The organism is Streptomyces sp. NPDC058240 (assembly GCF_042882135.1).
GTDB lineage: Bacteria > Actinomycetota > Actinomycetes > Streptomycetales > Streptomycetaceae > Streptomyces.
On sequence record NZ_JBHVWT010000006.1, the window covers coordinates 89,508 to 104,967 of the forward strand.

A 15,460-nucleotide genomic window follows, 5' to 3' on the forward strand; every position below is an offset into this window, starting at 1 on the left:
GGGCCGGCCGCCGCGCCCGCGCGTCAGTCGGCGAAGACCGCGGCCGAGTACACCCAGGCGCCCTCATGACGGACGAAGCGGCTCTTCTCGTGGAGCGAACCCGGCCGCCCGCTGTCCGTGTAGTGCGCACGGAAGGTGACCGTGCCCGTGGTGTGGAACGGGCTGCCGTCCGTCGTCTCCAGCACCTCCAGGCGCAGCCATCGCATCGCGGGGTCGAAGTCGACGGCGGGCGGCCGGGTGTCGGGGTGCCAGCTGCGCAGCAGGTACGCCTCGTCCCGGACGGCGAAGGCGGCGTACCGGGAGCGCATCAGCGACTCGCAGGTCGGCGCGGCGGCGGTCCCGGCGTGCAGGCGGCCGCAGCACTGCGCGTAGGTGGCGGGCAGGCCGCACGGGCACGGCGATTCCGCGGTGACCGCGGGGGTCCGTGCTCCGGCGGCGGCGGGCCGCCCCGGTCGTGTGGTGCGTCGTGACATGCGTCCATTGTGACCCGCGGTGCGGCCGGACCGGGGCGCCGGGGTGCTGCTGCCGATCACCCGGCCGGCCGGTGACGGCGGGGCGCGGTCAGACCTTGCGGGCCACGCCCGCGTAGCCCGGGATCGGCTCGTCGCCGGGGACCTCGATGACCTCGCCGAGCTCCGGGTGCCAGTCCGCGGAGAGCGAGACCCCGGGCCCGACGAGTTCGAGCCCGTCGAAGAACGTGGTGACCTCGGCGTGGGAGCGCAGGCGCAGCGTCATCCCCCGGGCCCGGTACATGGCGGAGGCCTGCGCCGCGCCCTCGGGGTCGAAGTCCCCGGTGGTGTGCGAGAGCACCAGGTAGCTGCCGGACGGGAGCCGCTCGACGAGACGGTCGACGAGTTCGGCCGCGCCGTCCTCGTCGTCCAGGAAGTGCAGCAGGGCGAGCAGCGACAGGGCGATCGGCTTGCCGAAGTCGAGAATCTCGCCGGCCGCTTCGAGGATGGCTTCCGGCTTGCGAGCGTCGGCCTGGATGTACTCGGTGGCGCCCTGCGGAGTGGAGCGCAGCAGGGCCGCGGCGTGTGCGAGGACGATGGGGTCGTTGTCGCAGTAGACGATGCGGGCGTCCGGGGCGGTCCGCTGGGCGATCTGGTGGAGATTCGGCTCGGTCGGTATGCCGGTGCCGATGTCGAGGAACTGACGGATGCCGTTCTCGGCCAGCCATCGGGTGGCCCGGTGCATGAAGGCACGGTTCACCCGGGCCATGTCCCGCCCCCGCGCGTCGAGGGCGAGCAGCTGCCGGGCCATCTCTTCGTCGACCGGGTAGTTGTCCTTGCCACCGAGGAACCAGTCGTACATCCGGGCAGGATGGGGCTTGGTGGTGTCGATCTCGATGCCTTGGGGGTCGTGCCCGGTCATAGCGCGCTCCATGGGTCCATAGGTCGGCGAACAACAAGAGTGTGGGGCCGGGGCCGCTCCGGCGCTGCGGATTCGGGCAAGAAGGCCGCTCCCGGCGGGAGGACCTCGACATCAGGTGAGCAGGAAGTCCGCCTGACCGGACTTGGCACCCTGGATGAATGCCGCGATCTCACGGGGGGTGTAGATCAGAGCCGGACCGTCGGGATCGGCGGACTGACGTACGGCGATTCTGCCGTCGGACAGCTTCATCGCCTCGACACAATTGCCTCCGTTCCCACCGCTCCACGGCTTGTGCCAGCCCTCGGAGCCGAGTTCGGCGGCCGGCATGCCGTTGTATATGGGATCCATCACAGCTCCTTGCGGAAGTCCCGGAGGATTTCCTTCGTGCGTTGTGCAGTTGCGGCCTGAGCCGCCATGCGGTCCATGACTTCGAGGTAGGAGGCCACCTCGGGGCGCGCGTCGAAGTAGACGGCTCCGGTCAGGTACTCGCTGTAGACCATGTCGGGGAGTTCGGGGACACCGAAACGGAAGAGGACGAACGGGCCGTAGGTGCCCGGATGGTGTCCTGTCGAGAATTCCGCGATCTGCAGCGTCACATGCGGCATCTCGGTCGCTTCGAGCAGCTGGTCGATCTGCTCCCGCATCGCTTCGACGCTGCCGACGGGGCGGCGCAGGACCGTCTCGTCCATCACCACCCACAGCTTCGGGGCGTCCGGCCGGGTGAGCAGGGACTGGCGCTGCATCCGCAGCGCCACATGGCGCTCGATGTCCTCGGGTCTGGTCTGGCCGACGGCTCCGGTGCGCATCACCGAGCGCGCGTAGTCCTCGGTCTGCAGCAGTCCGGGAACGAAGTGCGGCTCGTACATGCGCAGGAGGCTCGCGGCGCCCTCCAGGCTGACGTACATGCTGAACCAGTCGGGCAGCACGTCGTGGAACCGCTGCCACCAGCCGGGTTTATTGGCCTCCTCGGCGAGCTCCACGAAGGCTTCGGTCTCGTCGTCGGCGACCCCGTACGCCTTCAGCAGCATCTGTACATAGGGGATCTTGAGAGCGACCTCGGCGGTCTCCATCCTGCGTATCGTCGCAGGTGCGACCCGCAGCACCTTGGCAGCCTGGTCACGGCTCAGGCCGACGCGCTCCCGCAGATCCTGCAGGCGCTTGCCGAGAACGACCTGACCCACGGTCGGGGCGGACCGCGGTTCGCTCACTTCAGACCTCCCCATGCGCTGTTTGCGAGCAGTGTGCCATGCGCGGGCCGACCAGAACACAGCCACTCTGAAAATTTCAGAGTGCCCCTTGCCAAGTGTTCACGACAGGGGGAGAGTTGGTGAGTGAACCAGTTCACGAAGTCTCGCCCGCCCTCATTCACGTGGGAATGCGGAGCGTGACGCAGCCCCCACTGTGAGGAATCGGTTGTGGCACCTGGCAGTGCGCTCATCCCCCGGCTCATGGATCTCAGTCCCGGGACGGAGGCGCTCCGGTACTGCTTCGCCCTGCCCGCGCACCCCGAGTCCGTGGCCGGTGCGCGGAGACTGACCCGGGCCCGGCTCGACAAGTGGCAGCTCGACGCGGACGCCCATGACTCGGCGCTCCTGATCGTTTCGGAACTGGTCACCAACGCGGTGGTGCACACCATGAGCTCTCGCGTCGTGTGCGAGCTGCGCCGCCTCGACAGTCGGCTGCGCATAGCCGTGCAGGACCAAGGACACCAGCCCGGCGGGCCGCAGCTGCGGCGGACCACCGACGACGAGCACGGACGCGGCCTGCTGCTCGTCGACGCGATGTGCAGTTCCTGGGGCTCCCGCGACGCGGGCAACGGCTCGGGGCGCATCGTCTGGGCGGAACTGCCGCACGGCTCGGAGCACCCATGCTGAAGAACGCCATGTCCCATCTGCTCGGCACGCGACGCACCCGTGAGCCCCGGCCGCCCGCCGGCACGGCGGGCACGGTGCGGTTGCCGCTGCCGCCGGCGCTGTCGGCGAGCCTGGGCTGCGACGCGGTGGGGGTACCGGCCCGGTACGGCTTCCGGCTGATGTCCCATCTGCCGCGCACCGGCTGCGTCTTCGCCGACGCCGACCGCTGGTGGTGGATCGTGCCCTCGGGCTCCGACCTCGATCTGGACTGGCCCGCGCAGGCAGCGTACGCGAAGGGGGCGTTCGTCCCCGCGGTCCGGCCCCGGCTCATCCACCAGCCGGACAACCGCACGCCGTACACCCCGCCGATCCCGCTCTTCCTGATGGTGTGCCAGGTCACCGGTGTGACGCCGTCGTGGGCGCCGTCCGGCGGCGCGCGGGCCGTATCCGCCCCCTGACCTGCTGATCCACCCGCCGGACACCCCGGTCACGCTGCGTTGTCAGTGGCCCGTTCTACTGTGGCACCACTGATCGAAAAGCCCGCGGCGGAGCGGGCTGCGGGCGGGAAGGGGGCGGAGCTGTGCGCCGCTGGGAATATGTCGAGGGCACTGCGTCGAAGTTCTGGGAGACCGAGGCCGAGGGCGCCGTGGTGACGGTGCGCTATGGGCGGTGCGGAAGCGACGGACGTACGCAGACCAAGGAGTACACGTCGGCCGAGGCCGCGGCGGCACAGGTCGTCAGAACGATCGCGGAGAAGGAGAAGAAGGGGTACCGAGAGGTCGGGGCGTCGGCTTCGGCCCCCGGTGCCCCGGCGCCCGCGACCGCCCCCGGTGAGGTTCCGGACGAAGGCGCGCCCGCTCTCCCCGACGAGGACACCTTCACCCTGCCCGCCGGCTGGAAGCGGGTGCTCCACCCTCGGCGCGGCGGAGTGCGCCGCGGGCCGGTCAAGGTGCGGCGGGAGGCGTTCGACACGATCGAGGCCAGGCTCGCGGAGAATGCCGCCTGGATCCAGGAGTTCGCGGACTCGCCGCGTTCGGACGCCGCGTTGGCCGAGTCGCTGCGCGCACACCTCGGCACAGACCCCTCACCGGTCGGTGCGGCCGCGCTGACCGCGATCGTCGATGCTCCGGGGTGGGCGGACTTCTGGTCCGAGCGCTACGGCCTGCCGTTCGCCGCACGGACCGCGACCGAGGTGTTCTCGGTCGACGCCGACTGGCAGCAGAGCGGCCTCAAGCGGGGCGCGCCCCGGCTGATGGCGCTCCCGGCCCCCCGCCACGCGTACTGGTCCTGGCATCACCGGGCGCCGATCGACCGGGTCCGCGCGCTGCTCGCCGCGGCCGACGAAGAGACCTACCGGGCCGCGGTCGAGGCACTGGCCGAGTGCCGCACCGACACCTTGCGCAAGATCATCGTCTCCTACCTGGTGCCGAGCGAGACCGGTTGGGTGGACGAGCTCTGCGCGGATCCCGCGGTGAGCGCGGAGCAGGACCGCACCCTGCGTGCCATGGTGTTCAGCTCGCTGTACTCGGCCGACCAGCTGGCGCTGCTCCCCTACCGCCCTGATTTCACTCTCGGTGTCGCGGTCATCGCCACGGTGGCGGAGGGCATCGGGCCGGCCGTCTCCCAGTCGCTGGCCGACACGCTCGACGGCAACCACTACTACTCGGACAGCGTGAAGCTCGCCGCCGACGCCCTGGCCGAGCTGCCCACCGACGAGGCCTTTCTCGGCCTGCTGGCGCATGCGGACTCCAAGCATGTCCGCCCCTCGCTCCTGGAAGCGATGCGCCGCTATCCGGTGCGTGCGGTGCGCCTGCTGGCCGCCGAGGCGGGCGGTCGTTCGGCTGCGGCGTCCCGGTCGTTGCAGCTGCTCCGGAGTCATGTCGGCGCCCATCGTGAGCTGCTGACGCCGGTGCTCGACGGTCTCGGCCCCGAGGTCGTGGAGATCGTCGACCCGCTGCTCAATCCGGCGGACCTGATCGCCGACGCGCCGGCGGACGCCTTGCCGGCCGTGCTGACGGCTCCGCCGTGGTCCGGGCCCCGCACCACCGTCAAGGCCAAGGCCGTGATGGGGCTGACCGCGGTGTCCGAGCCCTCCCTGGAGTGGCTGCCCGAGGAACAGGCCGCCTGGGCGGCCACCTCCTCCTGGTACACCACCAAGCGGAACAACGGCGACTTGAACGAGCACATCGACGTCCTGCGCCACGGCGCGGCCTCGGAAGGGCTGCGTCCGGCGTGGGTGTTCGTCCACGGCGACGAGGAAGTGGTCGCCCCGCTGCTCGCCTCCTGGGATCCGACCGATCTGTGGGACGGCGAGGACACGCTCAAGCCGATCGCCGCACGCTTCGGCCTGGCCGCGCTGCCGTTGCTGTTGCGCGTCGTGCCCCGGCAGCCGGGTTCGCTCGCCCCGCTGCTGCTCCCGTACGTCGATGTGGACGTCGCCCGGTCCATGGCGAACTGGGCGGTCCGGCTCAAGTCCACTGCGACGACCGCCCGTTCCTGGTTCGCCCGGCACGGCGTCGCGGCCGCGCCGCTCCTGGTGCCGGACGCCGTGGGCAAGGCGGGCGCCGCGCGGCGCTCCGCCGAGCAGGCGCTGACGCTGATCGCCACGGTGCACGGCGACGACGTGGTGCGCGAGGCCGCCCGGACGTACGGCGCGGAGGCGGCGGCCTCGGTGGACGGGTTGCTGGCCGCGGACCCGCTGGAGCGGGCGCTGCCCGCCAAGATGCCGGTACTACCGGGGTGGGCGGAGCCCTCGGTGCTGCCGCAGATCGTGGTCCGGTCCGGCGGCGCGCTGCCGGTGGCGGCGACGCGCCACGCCCTGATGATGCTGGCGCTGTCGAAGCCCGGTGAGGTGTATCCGGGAATCGCCTCGCTGACCGAAACGGCCACTGCCGATTCGCTGGCCGAGTTCGCCTGGACCCTGTTCGAGCAGTGGCGGCTGGCGAACATGCCCGCGAAGGAGTCGTGGGCCCTGCACGCGCTGGCGCTGCTGGGTGACGACGAGACGGTCCGCCGGCTCACGCCGATCCTCCGTTCCTGGCCCGGTGAGGGGGCACACCACCGGGCCGTGGAAGGACTCGATGTGCTGGCGTCCATCGGCAGCGATGTGGCGCTCCTGCATCTGCACGGCATCTCGCAGCGGGTGAAGTTCAAGGCGCTCAAGGTGCGGGCCCAGGAGAAGATCTCCGAGGTCGCCGCAGGGCTGGGGCTGACCGGGGAGCAGCTCTCCGACCGTCTGGTTCCGGACTTCGGCCTGGACGCGGACGGCTCGACCGTCGTCGACTACGGCACCCGTTCGTTCACGGTCGGCTTCGACGAGCAGCTGCGGCCGTACGTGCTGGACGGTGACGGCAAGCGCCTCAAGGACCTCCCGAAGCCGGGCGCCCGGGACGACGCGGAGCTCGCCCCCTCGGAACGCAAGCGGTTCATGGCGCTCAAGAAGGACGTCCGGACGATCTCCTCGGACCAGGTGAGGCGTCTGGAGGCCGCGATGGTGACCGGACGGTCCTGGACCGCCCAGGAGTTCGCGGAGCTGTTCGTCGGTCATCCGCTGCTCCGGCACCTGGTTCGCCGGCTGGTCTGGCTGAGCGAGACGGACGGTGCGGCGCGCACCGCGTTCCGGGTCGCGGAGGACCGTACGTTCGCCGACGCCGAGGACGATGTCTTCGCCCTGCCGGACGACACGACCGTGCGGCTCGCGCACCCGCTGCACCTCGGCGACGAACTGACCGACTGGTCCGAGGTGTTCGCCGACTACGAGATCCTGCAGCCGTTCCCGCAGCTCGGGCGCACCGTGCTCACGCTGCCCGAGGAGGAGGCCGCCGGATACCGGCTGGCCCGGTTCGAGGGCCTCAAGGTGCCGATCGGGAAGGTGCTCGGTCTGGAACGGCGCGGCTGGCGGCGCGGGGCGCCGCAGGATGCCGGGGTGGAGCGCTGGATCTCCAAGCGGCTGAGCGACGACTGCTGTCTCGTGATCGCACTGGACCCCGGCATCGCGGTCGGTGTGGTCGACATGTTCCCCGAGCAGACCCTGGAAACGGTCTGGCTCGATGACCGGCCCGATGATCACTGGACGCGTCGCAGCCACTCGCTCCGCTTCACCGGGATGGACGCGGTGACCGTGTCCGAGCTGCTCGTCGACCTGGCCGAACTCACCGAGGGCGTGGCACCGTGACCAAGAGGGACGAGACCCGTACCGAGGCATCGGACGGCGGTGCGGCACCGGTGCAGCGGCCCCCTGCCGAAGTGCGGTACGCCGAGGAGCTGGCGGCACTGCGGGCTGAGGACCGTGATCCGCGCCCGCCCGGTTGGGAGCTGAGCCTGCGTGCGGCGCGCCGGTTCGTCATCGGTGACGCGGAGACGGGCATCAGCCGGAAGTTCGTCGGCAACCCTTCGCTGGTGGACCGGGCTCTGGTGACGCTGGCGACGAGCCGTGGGCTGATGCTGGTCGGAGAGCCGGGCACCGCCAAGTCGCTGCTCTCCGAACTGATCGCGGCCGCGGTCAGCGGGGACTCGACGCTCACGGTGCAGGGCGGTGCGGCCACCACCGAGGACCAGATCAAGTACGGCTGGAACTACGCGCTGCTGGTCGCCGAGGGGCCCTCCACCCGGTCGCTCGTCCCGGCCCCGATGCTGCGCGGCATGGCGGAGGGCAGGCTCGTCCGGTTCGAGGAGATCACCCGCTGTCCGCTGGAGGTGCAGGACTCGCTGCTGTCGCTGCTCTCCGAGCGGGTGGTGGCCATCCCCGAGCTGACCGGGCCCGACGGCATGGTCTTCGCCCGGCAGGGCTTCAATGTCATCGCCACGGCCAACACCCGGGACCGGGGCGTCAACGAAATGAGCGCGGCGCTCAAGCGTCGGTTCAACTTCGAGACGGTCTTCCCGATCCCCGACCTGGACACCGAACTGGCCCTGGTGGAGGCCGAGGTGACGACGCTGCTGCGGCGTTCCGGGGTGGAGCCGCCGCCGGACCGGGATGTGCTGGAGGTCCTGGTCGGTACGTTCCGGGAGCTGCGCGCGGGGGCCGGTGAGAAGGGCGGTTCCGGCGCCGGAGCGGACCGCCCCTCGGCGGTGATGAGTACGGCGGAGGCCGTGTCCGTCGCCCATGCGGTGGGGGTGCGCGGCTGGTTCCTGCGCGGCGAGCCGGGCAGTGCCGCCGATGTGGTGGCGTGTCTGGCGGGTACGGCGGCGAAGGACAGCCCGGAGGACCTGGCCCGGTTGCGACGTTATCTGGAGCAGCAGGTGCCGCGCCGTCGCGGCCCGCACTGGAAGGCCCTGCACGACGCACGCCATCTGCTGGCCGACTGATGTCCGCGGTGTTCCTGGGGGTGCGTCACCACTCCCCTGCCTGCGCACGACTGGTCGAGCGGACCATCGAGGAGCTGCGGCCCGCCCAGGTGCTGGTCGAGGGTCCTGCCGAGATGAACGAACGGCTGGACGAGCTGCTGCTCGGGCACGAGCTGCCGGTCGCGGTGTTCAGCCACTACCGCGACGGGCAGCGGGCGGCGACCTCCTGGGCCCCCCTGTGCGACTACTCACCGGAGTGGGTCGCGCTGCGGGCGGGGCGGGCGGCCGGGGCGGAGGTCCGCTTCATCGATCTGCCGGCCTGGCATCCGGCGTTCGCCGAGCGCGCCAACCGCTATGCCGACGCGGAGGCCCGCTACGAGGAGGCGACGGAGCGGCTGTGCCGGCATTTCGCGGTCGACTCCTCCGACGCCCTGTGGGACCGCCTGTTCGAGGTCGAGCCGGACAACGGTCTCGCCGAGCGGCTCGATGCCTACTTCGAGCTGGTCCGCGGTGACGCGGAGGCCGACGCGGGCGACCGGGCGCGCGAGTCGTACATGGCCGCGTGGGTACACGCGGCGGTGGACGCCGCCGGAGACCGGCCGGTTCTGGTGGTGACCGGTGGCTTCCACCAGCCCGCGCTCCGTGCGCTCACCGGATCCGGCGAACGGGGCGGCGCGGGCGACGGCTGGGAGCGGGGCGCGGACGGGTGGCCTCTGGTGCCCGCCCCGCCGGACGGCGCCATGGCCGGGAGTTTCCTCGTGCCGTACTCCTTCCGTCAGTTGGACGCGTTCGCCGGGTACCAGTCGGGGATGCCGTCGCCCGGCTACTACCAGCAGGTGTGGGAGACGGGCCCCGAGGCCGCGGCGGACGGCTTGCTGCGGATGGTCGTCGAGCGGCTGCGGGCGCGGAAGTTCCCGGTGTCCACCGCCGATCTGATCGCCGCCCGGAGTCTGGCCCAGGGGCTCACGGCGCTGCGCGGCCATCCGCGCCCCGCCAGGATCGATGTGCTGGACGGCCTGGCGGGCGCCCTGATCACGGACGACCTTGATCGCCCGCTGCCGTGGACGGGCCGCGGCACGCTGACGGCGGGGGCCCACCCCGCGGTCGTCGAGATGGTCGCGGCCTGTGGTGGCGACCGCACCGGGCGGCTCCATCCCGGCACTCCGGCGCCGCCCCTGGTGCACGACGTCGCGGCGCAGTTGGCCGGGCTGGCGCTGGACGGCGGCCCGGAGGCCACGTACCGCCTCGATCTCACGGACGCCGCAGACCTGGAACGCAGCCGGGTGCTCCACCGGCTGCGGGTGCTGGGGATTCCCGGCCGGGCACGGACCGCCGGTCCCGCGCACGGCGTGGACCCGGTGTTCACCGAACGCTGGGAGGCGCAGCCCGCCGTGGGGCGCGAGGCCGCGCTGGTGGAGGCGGGGGCGTACGGAGCGACTCTGGCCGAGGCGGCGGCCGTCGCGCTCACCGAACGGACGCGGGCTGCCGCGGCGGAGGCCGATCGTCTGGCGGGGGCACTGTTCGACGCCGTGCTCTGCGGGATGGACGGGTTCTCGGACCAGTTGCTCGGCGAACTCTCCTCCTGCGTAGGTGAGTTGAGCATGGTCGGCCCGCTCGGTGACGTACTTGCCACGGCTCTTGGGCTGTGGCGGCACGACCGGGTGTTCGGCATGGCGCGCGGTCCGCTGCTCGGCACCGTGATCGACGGGGCGACGGAGCGGCTGCTGTGGCTCCTGGAGGGTGCGCGTGGCTCGTCGGGCGTGGACTTCTCCCGGCTTCGGGCCGTGGTCGCGGTGCGCGACACGGTGCTGCACGCACCGGAGTTGCTCTCCGTCACCCGGGAGACCGCGGCCGCCATCGCCTGGCGGATCGCCGGCGATCCCGAGGCGCCGATCGATCTGCGCGGGGCCGCGTTCGGGCTGCACAGCTCCCTCGGGCAGGTCCCGGGCACGGCCGGGGATCCGGCCGAGGCGGTGCGTACGGTGGCGAGGGCCGGCACGGATGTGCTCGGCGACTGGCTGGCCGGGCTGTTCGCGCTCGCCCGCGACGAGGTGACGGGCGCGGTGGGGAATGACGACGGCAACGGGACCGGCGGCGGGGCCGAGTCGCTGATCGATGTGCTGGACGGACTGGTCCGTGCGCTGCCCGACGACGAGTTCCTGTCCGGGCTGCCCGCGCTGCGTCAGGCCTTCGCGTTCTTCCCGCCGCGGGAACGGGACCGGATCGCCGGCCGTCTGCTGGAGCGGCGCGGGGTACGCGGCTCGTCGCGTTCCCTGCTGCGGACCACCGCGGACCCCCTGCTGATCGCCCGAGCCCGCGCTCTGGAGGAGTCCGTGTCCCGACTGCTGGCCCGCTACGAACTGGAAGCCACCCCATGACCACGCCCGAACAAGCACCGGGCCGGGCACCCGTGCCCGAGGAAGGTCCCGGTACGTCTCCCGACGCGGGGCTGGAGCGCTGGCGGCTGATCCTCGGCTCCGCCGCCGAACGGCACACCGGACCGCTGGGGCCGGGCAACGCCGGCCGGGACGCCGCCCTCGACTGGCTCTACGGCCGCGACCCCGACCTCGCCCGACGGGGGGTGCGCCGTTCCGGTGCCGCCCCTCGGGAGGGCGGCGACGGCCCGTCCGCGGTGACCGCGATCGACTGGCTCGACGACATCCACCGGCTCTTCCCGAAGGAGACCATCGAGCGCCTGGAGCGGGACGCCGTCGAGAAGTACGGGATCCAGGAGATCGTCACCGACCCCGCGGTGCTGGAGCGGGTCGAGCCGAGCCAGACCCTGCTGCGTGCCGTGCTGCGCACCAAGCATCTGATGAACCCGCAGGTGCTGCGGCTGGCCCGGCGCATCGTCGAGTCGGTGGTGAAGCAGCTCCTGGCCAGGCTCCAGCTGGAGATCCGCCGGGCGTTCCACGGCACCCGCTCCCGCAGGCCGAGCCGGGTCGCTCTGGCGAGGGACTTCGACTTCCGGCAGACGGTGAAGGCCAATCTCGCCCACTACCAGCCGGCCGAGCGGCGCCTTCTCATCGAGCGCGCCCACTTCCACTCCCGTACCCGGCGCCATGTGACGCAGTGGCAGCTGATCCTGCTGGTCGACCAGTCGGGCTCGATGGCCGGATCGGTCATCCACTCCGCGGTGACCGCCGCGTGTCTGTGGGGTCTGCCCGGCCTCAAGACGCACCTGGTCGCCTTCGACACCCAGGTGGTGGACCTGACCTCCGACGTGACCGATCCGGTGGAGCTGCTGATGCGGGTCCAGCTGGGTGGCGGCACCGACATCGCACGGGCCGTGGAGTACGGCGCGGGTCTCGTGGAGAACCCGCGGCGCGCGATCGTCGCGCTGGTCACCGACTTCTACGAGGGCGGCGACCCCTACCGGCTGGTGCGGGCGGTGCGGAGGCTGGCGGAGCAGGGCTCGACCGTGCTGGGGCTGGCCGCGCTCGACGAGAACGCCGATCCGGATTACGACCGCCTGACGGCCGGAAAACTCGCCGCGGCCGGGGCGCACGTCGGGGCGATGACACCGGGCCGTCTCGCCGAGTTCGTCGCCGAGAGGCTGGGCCGATGACCGAACCGGGTACCGGCGCCGCCGTGCGCCCCGATCTGCTCGCCCTCACTCCGGAGACACTCGCGGCACTGGCCAACCGCGGCCTGGTCAAACGCGCCACGAAGGAGCTGGACGCGGGAACGGTGCCCGCTCTCACGACCGATCCGGACACCACGGTGCGCGCCCGGTTCGACGACGGCACCACCACGGCGCTGCCGCCCGGCACCGGTCTGGACGAGGGCAGCTGCAGCTGCGCCGCACCGGGCGTGTGCCGCCATCTCATCGCCCTGGTGCTGGCCCATCGGCGCAGCGCCGAGGCCGATCCGGACAGCGCCCCCGCCACGTTCGCCGCCTGGTCCCCCGGCAGCGCCGACGACGCGGCTCTCACCGAGGCCGTCGGCACCCGCCCGGTCACCGCGGCCCGACGCATTTTCGAGCGGGGCTATGCCGCCGTCGTCCACCGCCCGTCCCCCGATCACCCCGAGCCCCGGGTCGAGCTCCCCACCTGCACGGTGCGTTTCCCGGTACCCGACGAGATCGCGTACGCGTTGACGGACGCGACCGCCGCACTGCGCGGCGAGATGGTGGCGCTCGCGGTGTGGGCGTTCCGGACCGCCGACACCGCGGGCACCGACGAGCGTTCCGTGCCTGTGCAGGTCGGTGGCCGCGCCACCGCACCGGCCACGGCCCTGTCCGTGCTGGACGCGGCCGTCGGACTGGCGGACGAGCTGCTGGCGGAGGGCGTGGCCCATGTCGGCCCCGTGCACGGCGGAGCCCTGGCGCGTGCCGGTGCCGCGCTGACCGCCGCATCGATGCACTGGCCCGCGGGCGCGCTCGCCGAGTTGACGGACCAGCTCACGGCGTACGCCGACCGCAACGCCCAGTACCGCCCGGAGTCGGTCGCCGCCCTGCTCACCGAGTTGCACGCCCGGCGGCGGGCCGCCGCACACCCCGGCGTGCTCGGCACCCGCGAGGCCGGGGACACCCCGCTGCGCCGGGTCCGGCTCGTCTCGCTCGGCTGCCGGGTGCACGGCAGCGCGCAGTCCCTGGTCTCCGAGGTGTACTTCGCCCACCCCGGCGCGGGCACCGTCCTCGTACTGCGCAAGACCTGGACGGCCCCCGAGGGCAAGGAGCTCTCCGCCCACCAGCTGGCCACCCGTCGTGTCCTCGCCACCCCGCTGGGCTCGCTGGCCGGCGGAAGCCTGGTCAGCGAGAGCGTCCGGCGCACTCCGAGCCGCGCGCTGACGATCGCCCGGGGCCGGCTCGGCACGACGACCATCACCCCGGTCGGCGGCGCCTGGACGGAGCTTCCCGAACCGCTGCTCGTACGGGACCTGGCCGCCCTGACGGCAGGCTGGGACGGCAGGCCGCCCCGGCTGATCCGGCCGCGGGTCGAGGCGGAGGCGGTCCATGTCGTCGCGCTGTCGGAGGTGGAGAGCGTCGGTTACGACCCCGCCGAGCAGCGCCTGGAAGCCGTTGTGCGCGATGCCGCGGGGACCCGGGCGCTGGTGGCGTCGGAGTACCGGCCGGAGTGCCCGGGTGCGCTGGACGCCCTGGCCGACGCGCTGGGGAGCGGCGCCACGCACATCAGCGGTTCGCTGCACCGGTCCGGCGGCGGAGTCCGGATCGATCCGCTCGGGGTGCTCACCCCGGCGGGGACGGTCGTGCCCGATCTCGCCTCCGGTGACGGCTCCACGGCGCTGGCAGCGGTGGGGCGACGGCCGTCCGATCCGCTGACGGCGGCGCTGGACGAGGCGATATCCGCCATGTCGGCGGTGCCGCACAGCGGGCTGCGTCATCTGAACGTCCCCGCCCGCGCCCGGATCGACGAAGCGGCGACCGCGCTGTCCCGCACCGGCCTGACCCGTGCCGCGGCGCTGCTGCGCGCCTTCGTCGCGACACTGGACGACGGGGCCGGGCCGAACGAGGGGGCCCTCGCCACCCGTTCCGGAGCGTGGCTGGACGCTCAGCTCCACCTCCTGGTCAGCAGCGAACTCCGCTCTTCCGGGACGGCTTCCGGAACAGCTTCCGGAACAGGCTGAAGACCCCAGTCCCGCTACGGCCGGTTCAGGTAGGCGAGGCCGGGATGGACCTTGGTGTACCCGTCGACGAGGCGTCGGGCCACGGTCACCGAGTCGACCAGCGGGTGCAGCGCGAAGGCCTTCACGGCGGCGGTGCGGGAGCCGCTCTCCGCAGCGTCCAGTACCGCGCGCTCGACGGCCTTGACCGCGGTGACCAGCCCTACGGCGTGGTACGGAAGCGGGTCGGCGGCGACGGGATGCGCGCCGTTGGCGTCGACCAGGCACGGCGCCTCGATGACGGCGTCCGCGTCGAGCACCGAAAGCGTGGTGCGGTTGCGGACGTTGAGGATGAGCGAGGTCCGTTCGTTGCGGGCGACGGCCCGCATGAGGGCGAGCGCCACCTTCTCGTAGCCGCCGGACTCCAGATCGCTCTCGTCCCGCTCGCCGACCCCGGCGACCTCTCTGTTCTCCGACATGTAGGTGGCTTCGCGCTCGGCGCGAGTGCGGTCCCAGGCGGACAGGGCGGGGGTGGCGGGGTCCTTCATCCGGGCGTAGAAGCCTTCCTGCTGCTCGCGGAGGAAGGCGCCGCGGGTCTGCTCGGCGTCCTGGTAGGCGCGTACCGCTTCCCGGTTGAAGTAGTAGTAGTGCAGGTATTCGTTGGGGACGGCGCCCAGCGAACGCAGCCAGTCGGTGCCGAAGAGCCGGCCCTCCTCGAAGGAGCCGAGGAGCTCCGGGTCCGCGAACAGCCTCGGGAGTTCGTCCCGGCCGTCGACGTGCAGTCCGCGGACCCAGCCAAGATGGTTGAGCCCGATGTAGTCGATCCGGGCCCGGTCGGGGTCGGCGCCGAGTACCCGGGCGATGCGGCGGCCGAGGCCCACCGGGGAGTCGCAGATGCCGATGACCCGGTCGCCCAGAGGCCGGGACATGGCCTCGGTGACCAGGCCAGCCGGGTTGGTGAAGTTGATGACCCAGGCCTCGGGGGCGAGCCGCGCGATGCGCCGTGCGAGGTCCACGGCTACCGGCACGGTGCGCAGGCCGTACGCGATGCCGCCCGCGCCGACCGTCTCCTGGCCGAGTACGCCTTCGTCGAGGGCCACCCGTTCGTCGGCCGCCCGGCCTTCGAGGCCGCCGACACGGATCGCCGAGAAGACGAAGTCGGCGCCGCGCAGTGCTTCGTCGAGTTCGGTGGTGGCGGTGACGGTGGGCGCGTCCGGGATGCCGGCGGCCTGTTCGCCGAGCACCCGGGCCACGGCGGTGAGCCGGTCCGCGTCGGTGTCGTGGAGGGTGACCGCCGATACGCGGCCTTCGGCGTGGTCGGCGAGCAGCGCCCCGTACACGAGAGGAACCCGGAATCCGCCGCCGCCCAGAATTGTCAGCTTCAC

12 protein-coding genes are annotated in these 15,460 nt (G+C 72.3%); 7 read left to right on the forward strand and 5 right to left on the reverse strand.

The genetic code is table 11. The features are described 5' to 3' along the window. Positions 1-23: 23 nt before the first annotated feature. The 4 genes from ACFVX4_RS14275 to ACFVX4_RS14290 all read right to left on the reverse strand — a co-directional run bounded on the left by ACFVX4_RS14275 (position 24) and on the right by ACFVX4_RS14290 (position 2,579). Positions 24-473, reverse strand: a complete 450-nt coding sequence (locus tag ACFVX4_RS14275) for a YchJ family protein (RefSeq protein WP_389976047.1) — start codon at positions 471-473, stop codon at positions 24-26. Between the two features lie 88 nt (positions 474-561). Continuing rightward, positions 562-1,371 (reverse strand): SAM-dependent methyltransferase, encoded by an 810-nt coding sequence (locus ACFVX4_RS14280; RefSeq protein WP_389976049.1) that lies wholly within the window; start codon positions 1,369-1,371, stop codon positions 562-564. Positions 1,372-1,482: 111 nt separating this feature from the next. Next, on the reverse strand, positions 1,483-1,719 hold the full coding sequence (locus ACFVX4_RS14285; RefSeq protein ID WP_072485026.1) for a DUF397 domain-containing protein: 237 nt from the start codon (positions 1,717-1,719) through the stop codon (positions 1,483-1,485). Then, positions 1,719-2,579, reverse strand: coding sequence for a helix-turn-helix domain-containing protein (locus tag ACFVX4_RS14290; RefSeq protein WP_385332314.1), 861 nt, complete (start codon positions 2,577-2,579; stop codon positions 1,719-1,721). Before ACFVX4_RS14290 ends, ACFVX4_RS14285 begins: the two co-directional genes overlap by 1 nt. Positions 2,580-2,786: 207 nt before the next feature. Here ACFVX4_RS14290 and ACFVX4_RS14295 point away from each other — a divergent pair, with 207 nt between their 5' ends. The 7 genes from ACFVX4_RS14295 (at position 2,787) to ACFVX4_RS14325 (ending at position 14,099) form a co-directional block, all read left to right on the forward strand. Beyond that, positions 2,787-3,245 (forward strand): ATP-binding protein, encoded by a 459-nt coding sequence (locus ACFVX4_RS14295; RefSeq protein ID WP_389976052.1) that lies wholly within the window; start codon positions 2,787-2,789, stop codon positions 3,243-3,245. Beyond that, positions 3,239-3,682 (forward strand): hypothetical protein, encoded by a 444-nt coding sequence (locus ACFVX4_RS14300; RefSeq protein WP_389976055.1) that lies wholly within the window; start codon positions 3,239-3,241, stop codon positions 3,680-3,682. Before ACFVX4_RS14295 ends, ACFVX4_RS14300 begins: the two co-directional genes overlap by 7 nt. A gap of 122 nt (positions 3,683-3,804) precedes the next feature. Then, positions 3,805-7,398, forward strand: a complete 3,594-nt coding sequence (locus ACFVX4_RS14305) for a WGR and DUF4132 domain-containing protein (RefSeq protein ID WP_389976057.1) — start codon at positions 3,805-3,807, stop codon at positions 7,396-7,398. Beyond that, on the forward strand, positions 7,395-8,531 hold the full coding sequence (locus ACFVX4_RS14310; RefSeq protein WP_389976060.1) for an AAA family ATPase: 1,137 nt from the start codon (positions 7,395-7,397) through the stop codon (positions 8,529-8,531). Before ACFVX4_RS14305 ends, ACFVX4_RS14310 begins: the two co-directional genes overlap by 4 nt. Continuing rightward, complete coding sequence (locus ACFVX4_RS14315) at positions 8,531-10,888, forward strand: DUF5682 family protein (RefSeq protein WP_389976063.1); 2,358 nt, start codon at positions 8,531-8,533, stop codon at positions 10,886-10,888. The genes ACFVX4_RS14310 and ACFVX4_RS14315 overlap by 1 nt, the downstream gene beginning before the upstream one ends. After that, entirely contained in the window at positions 10,885-12,078 is a 1,194-nt protein-coding gene (locus ACFVX4_RS14320; protein ID WP_389976066.1) for a VWA domain-containing protein, read from the forward strand. Before ACFVX4_RS14315 ends, ACFVX4_RS14320 begins: the two co-directional genes overlap by 4 nt. Next, positions 12,075-14,099, forward strand: a complete 2,025-nt coding sequence (locus ACFVX4_RS14325; RefSeq protein ID WP_389976069.1) for a hypothetical protein — start codon at positions 12,075-12,077, stop codon at positions 14,097-14,099. The genes ACFVX4_RS14320 and ACFVX4_RS14325 overlap by 4 nt, the downstream gene beginning before the upstream one ends. A 14-nt stretch (positions 14,100-14,113) precedes the next feature. On the opposite strand, the gene ACFVX4_RS14330 is transcribed toward ACFVX4_RS14325, so the two are convergent. After that, positions 14,114-15,460 carry a 6-phospho-beta-glucosidase gene (locus ACFVX4_RS14330; RefSeq protein ID WP_389976072.1) on the reverse strand — a complete coding sequence of 449 codons (1,347 nt, stop codon included), beginning with the start codon at positions 15,458-15,460 and terminating at the stop codon, positions 14,114-14,116.

Excerpts from the sequence above, each read along its gene's own strand:
- ACFVX4_RS14275 (WP_389976047.1), bottom strand. The coding sequence starts at position 473 with ATGTCACGACGCACCACACGACCGGGGCGGCCCGCCGCCGCCGGAGCA.
- ACFVX4_RS14280 (WP_389976049.1), bottom strand. The coding sequence starts at position 1,371 with ATGACCGGGCACGACCCCCAAGGCATCGAGATCGACACCACCAAGCCC.
- ACFVX4_RS14285 (WP_072485026.1), bottom strand. The coding sequence starts at position 1,719 with ATGGATCCCATATACAACGGCATGCCGGCCGCCGAACTCGGCTCCGAG.
- ACFVX4_RS14300 (WP_389976055.1), top strand. The coding sequence starts at position 3,239 with ATGCTGAAGAACGCCATGTCCCATCTGCTCGGCACGCGACGCACCCGT.
- ACFVX4_RS14315 (WP_389976063.1), top strand. The coding sequence starts at position 8,531 with ATGTCCGCGGTGTTCCTGGGGGTGCGTCACCACTCCCCTGCCTGCGCA.
- ACFVX4_RS14320 (WP_389976066.1), top strand. The coding sequence starts at position 10,885 with ATGACCACGCCCGAACAAGCACCGGGCCGGGCACCCGTGCCCGAGGAA.
- ACFVX4_RS14325 (WP_389976069.1), top strand. The coding sequence starts at position 12,075 with ATGACCGAACCGGGTACCGGCGCCGCCGTGCGCCCCGATCTGCTCGCC.